Below are 10955 nucleotides of genomic sequence, written 5' to 3' on the forward strand. Positions count from 1 at the left end.
ACCACTATGAACTCTATAAATAATAAGCTCGAAATTACAGATTCACCCTCACCACCACCCGAGCAAGCTCAATCGGCAACAACCACTGTTATCCATGCCGGCAGGTGCGTCACTGTACCTGACAGGCAGATAGATTCTTTGCTGCATTTATTATCCACAACATCATATTCTCTCATCTTCAGATATTTGTCGCTCCGGGATATTCACCGCTTAAAACAGGTATGCACCCACTTTCGCGATGCTATTAAAAGCGATAACGCCCTGGCAAAAGCATGGTTTCGTCGGTTTCCTTTATCACACCAGTATCAACTGAGAAAAACCATCACTACAAAAAGTAATCAACAAGTCCATGATTGGCTTGGGTCGTTTACCAACGATAAGGCCTTATTGACGTCACTTACCCATCTCCAAAAGACGGGTGCTTCTGTACCTGCTCTGCTATTTTTCACCAAGACTGTACTTATGTCTCAGTACAAAACATTTAAGTTGGATACAAAAACCATCATTGAAAGAAATTACCAAGCCCGTTCAGCCACCTTGAGTGATGATGGCCGTCATCTGATGGTGTTCAATTCTCATAGCACGGTGAAAATCTTCGGTCATCAGGATGATGGATCATGGCCAGAAAAAAAACTCATCACTCATGATAGTTCTATCAGTTCAGCCATCTTCAGCCCCGATAGTCAGCATCTAGTGACTGCCAGTCAGGACGACATGGCAACCATTTTTGGCCTGGGGAGCGATGGATCATGGGAGCTAAAAGCCACCATTAAACATCGACGTAATCTGATGTCGCCCACCTTCAGTCCCGATGGTCGCCACTTGGTGACCAACAGTAACGACAGGACGGCGCAGGTCCATAGCCGGAATGACAGCGGATCATGGGAACAAAAAGTCATCATTCGCCATCACGATATCGTCACATCAGCCACATTCAGCTTCGATGGCCGCCATTTGGCGACCATCAGTGACGATAAGACGGCGCACATCCATAGTCTGAGTAACACTGGATCATGGGAACAAAAAGCCATCATTTGCCATCACGATGCAGTCACATCAGCCACCTTCAGCCCCGACGGCCGCCATTTGGTGACCGCCAGTGATGACCACAAGATAAAATTCCATAGCCTGAAAGACGATGAATCATGGGAAGAAACAGGTTCCAGTCACCATAGATGTCCTCTATTGAAAGCCAGCTTCAGCACTGATAGCCGCCATCTGGTAATAACCACTTATGACAAGCCAAAAATCTATGGCAAGGCAGCTGATGGATCATGGGTACAGATTTCCCACAGGGCTGATGTCGAATCAGCCACCGTCTCCTTTAGCCCCGATGGCCGCCATTGGGTTACCGTCAATCGTTATGGAGAGTCACAAATCTATAGCGAGAATGCCGATGAATCATGGAGGCAACAAATCATCTTTCGCAATATTAGCCGCGTCGTCTCTGTCAGCTTCAGCCCGGATGGCCGCTATGTAGTGGGCGCCGGAAGTACCTCGTTTAACTCAATCTTTGGTACGGTATGCATTTATGGTCGGGAAGCCAATGGATTTTGGATTCGTAAAGCCATAATTTCTCATAAACAGGAGGTCTTTTTGGCCAGTTTCAGCCCTGATGGCCGCCACGTGCTAACTACCAGCAAGGACAAAACCACTAAAATCATTGGTCAGCAGACCCGTGGGACATGGGTCGAAAAAGCTATCATTTCCCATGATAGTCCTCTCCTTACAGCCACCTTCAGCCGCGATGGCAGCCATGTGTTCACTGTCACTGAAGAGGGTACGGTGAAAATAACCGAACTACGGAAGAAAGATTGATTGTTTGCTGTCACCGTTTTCATGACGGCGCTGAGGGACTCAAGCTGGTAACCAATCGAGCCTTTTAACTACGCCATTGCGTCGGCAATCCGGGTAGTTAGAAAGTTCGATTGGTATTAGAGCTGAAAAAAACGACATCTGTTCAATAGATGCCGTTTAACCTCAAAAGCAGTATTTTACTGCTGTGGCAGCAGCAGTGACTGTACCTTCAAAAGCCTGTCTTCAAGTTGTTGCTGATCCGCTTCCGACAGCTTCTCTCTGAATAAACCAACCACATCAAGAAGTGCCGTCCTGAAGGCTTCATTTTGCTGCGTCAGATTCTCATTTTCCTGCATAACAGGAGGCATTTCTTTTTCCAGACGGTATTCCAGATCCTCCAACCGGGTTCTCAGGTACCTCGTCTCTGTCTCCAGTTCAGCATTTCGAAGCCCGGTTTTGTCAGCAAATTCATTGGCTTCATCCACCTCGACCTGTTTCTCAAGCTCAATCTGCGCCTTAGCTCTGGTCAGTTTACCGACCTCTTCACGCCATTTTTTCTCTTCTTCTGCCCGATCGCTGGCAATGTGCGCAAATTGCTCACTTTCTGCCTTAACCTCTGTCAGCTGTTTTTTGATATCTGCCACTTCACGGGCGGCCTCACTGACTCGTTTTTTATGCTCTCGCTTTTGATCCTGAGCCATTTTGAGTTCCTCCTTGAGGTCTGACATCTGCTGCTCCAACTCATTCTTCTTCCTCATAAGATCCTGATACTCAAAGCGAGAGACACTTCGAGGACCCTGAGCCTGAAAATCGGTCAACCTGGTTTCACCGTCCATAGAAAGAGGTTGAAGTAAAGAATTGGGTTGATGTGTGGCGGTACTGAGACTGACATAGGCTCCCTGATCGTCAAACTCGACGCCGGACTCCCGGAAATCAAAACCAGGGTCAGCCCCTGGCGCCTGCCCACTGTTTTCCGACAAAACTTTCAACCTGTCAATTTCAGCCATGGCCTCGGCGTGCTTTTGCTGCAACTGCTGCAACTGGCTTACTCTGGTTCCCATGCTCCAGCATGGGAACCCATACCTGTCTCACGCTTGAGAGTCCGCTTTTCAGGGGAGATCGGGATAGGGCGTAGCCTCACAGCTACGCTCACCGGGTAGAAGGAGCTACCAATTGTAGCTCCAACCCCCTCAGATCCCGGCGTGCGGATTTCCCGCACCGGGCTCTTCGATATTTGACTCACAGCACAGCCATGGATTTCATTGCCATAAAAGGCAGCATCATCCTCGGTTTCTGTAACGGCAGAAGCTGCTTGAGATTATGGTACTTTTCCCATGGAATCTTGCCTTTCCGGCATCGGCTACACAGCATCTTGTACCAGTAGCGGTCAACAAACCGGTAAAGCTTCTCCATACTTCGGAAGTTTCCTCCCAGACCGTAATACGCATAATGCCCTCTCAACCGTCGATTGATCGCTGTCACTTGTTCGTGCAGCGGATCATGGCGTATTCGTCTCAGCAGTTCCTTCAGTTTGGCTATGCTGCGTCTTAGGCGGGATTTTTCCGTTCTCCTTCCCACCATGAAGTTTCCTTTCAGATTCCTTGTGCAGTAGTGCGTAAAGCCAAGGAAGTAAACCGTCTCCGATCGTCTTCCCCACGACTGGCAAAACGTCCGAACCTGACTAACCGGGTTTTATCCGGCTCCAGTTTCAACGCAAATTTCTCCAGTCGCTGTGGCAGCACATTCATGAACCGCTCCGCATCACTGCGATACTGAAAACACACCACAAAGTCATCAATGTACCTGATCAGCCATGCCTCGCCTTTTAGCCGGGGCTTGACCTTGCACTCGAACCAGAGGTCAAGCACATAATGCAGGTACAGGTTGCTCAGAACTACGCTGATCGGCCCACCCTGAGGCGTACCTTCTTCACACTCTTGCAACTCCCCGGCCTCCATCACCCCGGCTTTCAACCAGCGCCGTATAAGGTTCAGAATTCTGGGATCACCGACCCGGTGTTCCACAAAACGAAGCAGCCATCCATGGTCAAGACTCCCAAAGAAATTCTTCAAGTCCGCTTCCAGCACCCAGCTGACCTTTCGGCCTGAAACCACCTCGTTAAAAGTGGACAGGGCATGGTGCGCTCCCAGTCGTGGCCTGCCACCCATGGAACAGGGCAAAAAGTCCTGCTCATAAATAGCATTCAGCACATCAGCAACACTTCGCTGCAAAGCCCGGTCATTGATGCAGGGAACACCCAGAGGGCGCTTTTCCTTTTTCCCCGGCTTGGGTATCCATGCCCTTTTGACCGGCGGTGCCTTGTAGCCTTGCCGATGGATAGACGTCAGTGTCTGTTGCAACCACCGCTTAAAGTCTTTCTTTGTCTCTTCGACAGTCAGCCCATCGACTCCGGGCGATGTGTTGTGTGGAATCTTGTTCAGATTCATACACAGGCTCGCCGGGGTAATATGATGTGCCAGACTTGTGAAGCGAAGTTTCGGATAACTCCGGGCTTTCGCTGCTACCCTCTCCAGTCCCGTTGCCATGGCTGGTTTACCTTCTCACTGCGTAAAAGACCGTAACTCCCTCAGATGTGGAGCCCATGTTTCCCTGGAAAGGCTCAAATACCGCCAGCCGCTTCCCCATGTGACGGGCTCTCCCCGCCTCGGAGTACTATCAGCTGGTCTGACTTCCTGAACGTCATCAAGTCGTTCTTGCTTTACAGGCTCGTCGGACCCTACAGGCTCCGCCTGAACGTTCAGGATCTCCCTTGTTCACGTAAAATCATTCGATAACATGCCGTGGGTACGAACCCCGGAAGCAGTCGGGATGCCTTGTCATTAGCGGAGCTCCCGACTTCCGCTTTCCCCATTGAGAGAGAAGGTCAGCCACTTCAACCACGTTCAATTTCGGGGCTAATTATCCCTTAGCAGACGTTACGGCCTGTTATCACCCTGTCTACGCTTCGCAGTAGTCGTTACCTTCTACCACGCAAGACTCGGTACACGGCTGCCGACCACAGCTTTACCGCGATGACCATTTCAGGTCACAAGATTTTACGCGCTTGCAAGGCGCAACTCCCACAACACCCAGCATACGGGTCCGTACTGGGCGTTTCGGTCAGTTAAGCAGCCAATAATCTAATCAAACCTAATTCATCGAACCAACTATTCGGCAATGCTAAGTGCAGCGCAGGACTCCGGCTTATCCGCCAGTACCCTTTGCTCGACCCTACTGTCTGCCTCGTCAGCTCATCACTGACTCCTCGCCTTCTTAGCTCCGCATATCGCTTCGGGCTTTTCTTCCATTGATACCAGAGCAAACTTCTCAATCGTCGCCTGATCCAGCAGTCAAAGTTTTCAAACTCCGAACGGGTTTCAACTTCTCGAAAGTAGTTCTTCCAGCCCCGTAAGTAGCGATTCAGACACTCCAATCTCTGCTCCAGTGACCGCCCGCCTTTGCGGGTTAGTTGTTTGACCTTGTCCCTGAACCGCTTGCAGGTTTTATCTGCCAGCTTCTTCCTGCCATCTCTGGTAAAGCTGTATCCCAGGAACGCCCGCCTCCATGCCTTGTCAACTGCACTTTTCGCAACGTTGACTTTTAGCTTCAGCTTACTTTCGATGTAACCAGTCAAACTTGCCATCACTCTCTCGCCTGCTTTCTGGCTTCGCACAAACACCCGACAGTCGTCAGCGTAACGTACAAACCGTAAATCACGCTTTTCTAACTCTTTATCGAGTTCATCCAGTACGATGTTAGACAACACAGGTGAGAGCGGCCCTCCCTGAGGCACTCCTTCGGTCTGCGGTTTTACCAGCCCGTTCTCCATCACTCCGGACTGTAGGAATCGTCGAATTAAACGTAATACATCCTTGTCATCTGTGTGAACTGCCAGCTTTGCCATCAGTCGATCATGGTTAACCCGATCGAAGAATTTCGACAGGTCAATGTCCACAACCCAGTTATATCCTTCTCGGATATACGACTGAGCCTGATTAATCGCCTGATGAGCTGACCGGTTCGGCCTGAACCCGTAACTGAAAGCTGAAAACCTTAGTTCCCACTCGGCCTGCAATACTTGCTGTATCGCTTGCTGCACCATTCGGTCTAAGGCGATTGGTATACCCAACTGCCTTTCTCCTCCGTCCGGTTTGGGAATCAGTACTCGCCTTACGGGAGCAGGACGCCATTCTCCCTGCAAAAGACATTGCCGCAGTTCATGACCATGTTCTTGTAGATGGGTGTACAACCCTTCCACTGTCATACGGTCGATGCCTGCTGCGCCTTTATTGCGTTTAACTCGCTGAAAGGCTCTTGTTAAATTATTGGGGTTGGCGATACGTTCCATCAGGCTCGTACCACCCGCCGGGCTTTCGTAATCCTGTGATACCGACACGACCTCAGCTCTCATAGCCTTGCAGCCTCCGGTTCCGCCGTGACCACTTGGCATGAGTTCCAGTGTTTTCTGGATTTGTCTGCGTCCAGTGTATCGAATAACAGAAACTACTCACCACTCTGTACCGTTCAAGCCTTCACTGACATACGCCAGCTACTATGCCATCTGCTGACTTCTGTGTGGCGGTCAAGTCACCTTACGATGGCCTCAGTCCGAAATATCAGACACCACACAGACCTCCCGAGGTAAGTCACACCGCCTTCGCCGCACAACCGCCAGATCTACTGCCTGAATGTCCGGATGAGTATGGACTTCGTCATCATACGCTGACTCGTCCTCACGCAAACAGCCTCATATCTGATTTCTGTTCGTCGGCTCGCGGTTTTGCTCCACACTGCCTTCAGCCTGCACCTCACGATACAAACCTTGTGCTTCACTAGTCCTTCGCCCTCATCTGGCTGGACAGGGGACTTTCACCCCCAAGCTGTGTGACATGCTCGGCACACGTAGGCATTCCCGCGCAGAGCGTGGGAACGAGTTGTTAGAGTTTTGCGACAGCCTCCTTCGCGGGAATGACGACCTCCTGCTTAGCGACCATCATGATGTTGATTTTGAACTGGCCAAAGTCCCAGTTGGTGCGATCCAGACAGACAACCCAGCTCCCTTCGGGCACCATCCAGTCAACGATCATGCAATATCGTCAAGCTCCATGCCATTCAAGCGAAGAAGCGCTTGAGACGCTTACGCCTGGAGTCGATCTCGGTAGCGTGCCCCATAGTTCGGGCAATACGGGACAGGTTGACTGAACCCATCTGGATGAGGCCAAAAATAACCAGCGCAATAAGGTCAATACGGGATTGATGCCAGCCAAGAGAGGTTTTAAGATGCTTTGCAAGTGAATGGGTGTGTTGCACGAAAGGTGACTGTTGAGGTAATGGGCTTGCAGAATGCCTGCTATCGGCCACCTATTCACCCTTTCATATCAAGCTTTGTCTCGATATTATCCCCCACAAAGGACCGCGCGTTAGGTCTGGCGCTTGGTTCTTAGTCACTCAGATGTAACATTTGTCGTCTACTCTTCCCTGACACTCAAGGGAGAACTATGCACAGGAATACCTTTTTTCGTTCGGCCCAATGGGGCTCCTTCGTTGTCTCATTGTTCTTGGGCACATTGCTTGTGCTACCGCTTTCTATTTTGCAGACAGGCCCTATCAATCTCAACCAGCTGAGTTGCCAGGTAGATGCATCTGAGGGTGACAAGACATTTCGTATTTATACCCCTTCAGATTGGCAAGCGGAAGCTATGGCGGCTTTTTTCTGTGAATCAGTGTTATCGGGAAGCGACTTCGCTCGGGTTGAATTATCTTGGAAGCCGAGAGAGCACTTTACGTCTGATGATCTAATATCCCAACGTTTTGATCTCCTATTCAGCCGGCCTCGAGTGCTCAATGGCCTTGCCCCCGATACGCAATCTCTCTATGAAGAAGCCTTAGTGCTGCCAGCCTATACCATCTATCTATACGGCCACATACCCATTTATCAACTATCTTCCTCGACACTATACAAACGCAGTATTGGATTGCTGGATGATAAACGCAGTCAGTCTGGTTTTCTCGTACCTGAAATCGAGCTCAAAAAACGCGGCGTTGCCCTTAATAACAGTGAAACAAAGTTGTTCAACCATCGTGCTGACCTGGTTGAAGCATTTGTCGAAAACCAAGTCGATTTTATTCCCGCTATCGGCATTGAGCCTGAACTCACCGACTGGCCAACTGAACAGCGTTTTGAACTGAAAACCATCCCTTCTGCGGGAAGCTGGTACCTCTCCAAAGCATTGAATCAAACTCTTAGATGTGAAGCCAGTCAATCTTTACTCAAGAGACACCAAGAGTCTCCTGTCATGGGTAATCTGCTAAACAAAACTACTATGGCAACAGATGCCTGCTCATAGCGGCACATTATTTACGACTATGAATACCTATCTCGCCATCTCAAATCAATACCGCTCAGTTGCACTGTCACTGGTCATCACCTGTCTGATATTCGCATTGCTATGCCATGCTAACCAGCTAGCACTTAATTATGTGGTTGAGTCTGCTCTTGAACAGTATTTGTCGGACGCACTCAACGCAGCCCTGATAAATAGTTACAATAAGGAGGAACTTTTAAAACGCAGTGCGATGATATTGAAAACATGGATAGAGAACGCGAATATAGTGTCGCTGGCGAATATCTCGATGTTCAGTGATATTGAGGTTTTAGAGATATCTCTAACTCCAAAACCCTCCCCGGAAGACTCAGATTTATCATTCTATTTAAATAAGCAGGCTTTTGGTCTGAATTGGCAAATTGCTGTCGTTCACTCTCGGGTAGCTCTGACAATAATGGCAACGCTTAGTGCTTTTGCAGGGCTCTTTTTCTATCTCCAATTGCATCGGACAGGCAAACCGGCCCGAATTAAATCAATATCCAATACAGTACCAGAGGATAAGCCTATTAGCCGGGAGCAGGAAATAACAACAGATAGCAGTGAGACGGCTGGCCCACTCACGAAAAACACTGAGCCAGCACTGCCTCATGTTTCTTCTGATACCGAAGCCACGCTCGACCTTACCAGACACACTGTCACTATCGGTAACGATACCCTTGAAATGTCTAAAACCCCGTTTTTCTACTACTACTGGTATGCCAGGCGCAGTTTGGATGGACTGCCTGCTTATATCAACCCGTGCGGTAGCAAGCCCGATACATATAAAGGACGCGAATTAGCACAGATCATGCGTTGCTATGGTGGACATGCGCGAGCAATCAATGAGCTGGAGCAACACGGTCTGAAAGCCAGGACGCTTGACCAAAACCGGAACAAGATTAAAGACGAAATGAAGGCACACTTTGGTGATTTGGCTCAGGCCTACTTGTTCGTAAAAAGCAGAGACCCAAAAACCGGTCGCTATCAACAAACGCTGATTAATAATAAGTTTTCAATAAAAACAATCGATTAATTTTATAGATATCACTAAAAGTATAGAAACCTTGTTTTAACATAACCGTCATCTATCCCTTTTAGCTTGGTTGTCGACTTTCAAGCACACAAAGGGAAATACGATGAAAACTAAATTTGCTGCGTTGACATTGGCAATCGGTTTAGGGGTCAGTGCTCAGGCAAACGCACTGAATATTGTTTTAAGCAACGATGACAGCTGGTCCACAACCAATATTCAGACGCTTCATACCGCACTCAAAGCGGCAGGCCATGACGTTATTATGTCGGCACCGTGCACGGGGCAAAGTGGTAAAGGTGGTGCCATCCACTTTTTGAAGTCTGTCTCGGTAGATCGTACGCAAATCGATAATGATCAGGTTTGTGTCGGTGACACAGACACAAGCGTTGCATTTGAAGAATATGTCGAGGGCACACCGGCTATGGCTGCGCTGTACGGCATTGATGTGTTCGCTAACGAGCGCTGGGGTAAACAGCCTGACCTGGTTATTTCCGGTCCCAATGAGGGTAACAATGTTGGCTTTTCGACCAACATGTCCGGCACGCTGGGTGCAACAAATGCAGCTATCGCACGTGGTATTCCTGCCATCGCCGTCAGCGCTTATGACGGTGAGGCAGAGAAAGCGCTTCATGTTGCTAACGTTGTTATAGAACTGCTTGATAAGCTGGTTAGCCAAACAAAAGATGGGGCACCTATACTCCCAAAATTCACGGGCCTGAATGTTAACATTCCTGAAGATCCTGCCAATCATCGCGGATTCAAACACACACAAGTAGGCTGGAATGCAGGCCACGATAACATGATCGTCAAGTTCACTGACGACTTGTCATCAAGTGACATGCTCATGGGTTATGTGGCTATGGAATTGATGGAAAATGATCCAAGCCTGACCCTGGGAGAAGCCATGTCCATCGCCAAAGAAATGTATAAGGACAAAGCAGGTATCAGCATGGACTCTGACGCTGACTACGCCGATCAGTCTGAAAACAGTGAGGGCATTGCTGTCGGTCAGGGTTATGTCACCATCAGCGCGATTCAAGCCAATGTTCAAGGCTCTGTTGCCAAGTCTGAGTGGGTTCGATACATACTAAACGAACTGTTTTAAGGAGACAGCATGAAAAAGCTTATACTGCTGAGTGCTGCCACTTCAGTCCTGGCGGGCTGTAACGATGGCACGGACGGGACCTCGACTATGAGTCAAAGCGACTTTGTGTCCGAATATCAGGGTCAATATGTGGGCAGCCAGCTAGTCGATCAGGAACCCGTGCATCTCGGGCTCACTGTAAACGAAGGCGCGTTCTATCTCACTGTAACTGAAGCTGATGAGTCGTCTACAGTTTACACAGGTGACTATGACGAACAAACGACTAGTCTGAGCTTCAATCAAGGCAATATTCAGTGTCAGCTCGGTGATGTATACCGTTGCGAGTCAAATGAAGACTCGTTTGAACTCAGAATGCACAGTCCCAGTGACTGGATCGCAATTGAAAATGTTAGCGGCACATACAGTAATTCCGCTGGTGGTACCTTGACCATTGTTCAATCTGGAGAGCAGGTCTATTTTGAGCTGCCAGACTGCATGCAGTCAGGACAAAAAATGGGACCCAATGAAATCAAATTCGACGCTGGCTTCTGCTTTAATCAAGACGAAATGGCGATGATAGAACCAGAAACTCTTGAGGCGAATGGAGACACACTCAAGGTGACATCAGCTAACCCCTTGCTTGCAGGTTACTGGTTTCAAGGCTAGTCGACATTTG

The 10955-nt window shown here is 49.1% G+C and carries 11 protein-coding genes; 5 read left to right on the plus strand and 6 right to left on the minus strand.

Annotated features, from left to right (window positions below):
- Positions 1-6: 6 nt before the first annotated feature.
- The gene (locus P6910_RS24175) at positions 7-1818 is read left to right on the plus strand and encodes an F-box/WD40 repeat-containing protein (protein WP_317143789.1); all 1812 of its coding nucleotides are present in this window, start codon (positions 7-9) and stop codon (positions 1816-1818) included.
- Between the two features lie 176 nt (positions 1819-1994).
- Here P6910_RS24175 and P6910_RS24180 read toward each other — a convergent pair whose 3' ends face one another.
- The 6 genes from P6910_RS24180 to P6910_RS24205 all read right to left on the minus strand — a co-directional run bounded on the left by P6910_RS24180 (position 1995) and on the right by P6910_RS24205 (position 7158).
- Entirely contained in the window at positions 1995-2858 is an 864-nt protein-coding gene (locus tag P6910_RS24180) for a hypothetical protein (RefSeq protein WP_317143790.1), read from the minus strand.
- A 178-nt stretch (positions 2859-3036) separates the two neighbouring features.
- Positions 3037-3378 (minus strand): group II intron maturase-specific domain-containing protein, encoded by a 342-nt coding sequence (locus P6910_RS24185; protein WP_317142049.1) that lies wholly within the window; start codon positions 3376-3378, stop codon positions 3037-3039.
- Positions 3379-3389: 11 nt separating this feature from the next.
- Positions 3390-4343 carry a reverse transcriptase domain-containing protein gene (locus tag P6910_RS24190; RefSeq protein WP_317142050.1) on the minus strand — a complete coding sequence of 318 codons (954 nt, stop codon included), beginning with the start codon at positions 4341-4343 and terminating at the stop codon, positions 3390-3392.
- Positions 4344-4921: 578 nt separating this feature from the next.
- The gene (gene ltrA / locus P6910_RS24195; protein WP_317143791.1) at positions 4922-6247 is read right to left on the minus strand and encodes a group II intron reverse transcriptase/maturase; all 1326 of its coding nucleotides are present in this window, start codon (positions 6245-6247) and stop codon (positions 4922-4924) included.
- Between the two features lie 487 nt (positions 6248-6734).
- Complete coding sequence (locus P6910_RS24200; RefSeq protein WP_317143792.1) at positions 6735-6884, minus strand: hypothetical protein; 150 nt, start codon at positions 6882-6884, stop codon at positions 6735-6737.
- Between the two features lie 25 nt (positions 6885-6909).
- Complete coding sequence (locus P6910_RS24205) at positions 6910-7158, minus strand: hypothetical protein (protein WP_317143793.1); 249 nt, start codon at positions 7156-7158, stop codon at positions 6910-6912.
- A 137-nt stretch (positions 7159-7295) separates the two neighbouring features.
- Here P6910_RS24205 and P6910_RS24210 point away from each other — a divergent pair, with 137 nt between their 5' ends.
- The 4 genes from P6910_RS24210 (at position 7296) to P6910_RS24225 (ending at position 10945) form a co-directional block, all read left to right on the plus strand.
- Complete coding sequence (locus P6910_RS24210) at positions 7296-8144, plus strand: hypothetical protein (RefSeq protein WP_317143794.1); 849 nt, start codon at positions 7296-7298, stop codon at positions 8142-8144.
- The gene (locus P6910_RS24215; RefSeq protein WP_317143795.1) at positions 8131-9195 is read left to right on the plus strand and encodes a hypothetical protein; all 1065 of its coding nucleotides are present in this window, start codon (positions 8131-8133) and stop codon (positions 9193-9195) included. The genes P6910_RS24210 and P6910_RS24215 overlap by 14 nt, the downstream gene beginning before the upstream one ends.
- Positions 9196-9298: 103 nt before the next feature.
- Positions 9299-10300 carry a 5'/3'-nucleotidase SurE gene (locus tag P6910_RS24220; protein WP_317143796.1) on the plus strand — a complete coding sequence of 334 codons (1002 nt, stop codon included), beginning with the start codon at positions 9299-9301 and terminating at the stop codon, positions 10298-10300.
- An 87-nt stretch (positions 10301-10387) separates the two neighbouring features.
- The gene (locus P6910_RS24225) at positions 10388-10945 is read left to right on the plus strand and encodes a hypothetical protein (protein WP_317143797.1); all 558 of its coding nucleotides are present in this window, start codon (positions 10388-10390) and stop codon (positions 10943-10945) included.
- Positions 10946-10955: the final 10 nt, after the last annotated feature.

Origin of the sequence: Endozoicomonas sp. 8E (assembly GCF_032883915.1) — a bacterium.
Classification (GTDB): Bacteria; Pseudomonadota; Gammaproteobacteria; order Pseudomonadales; family Endozoicomonadaceae; genus Endozoicomonas_A.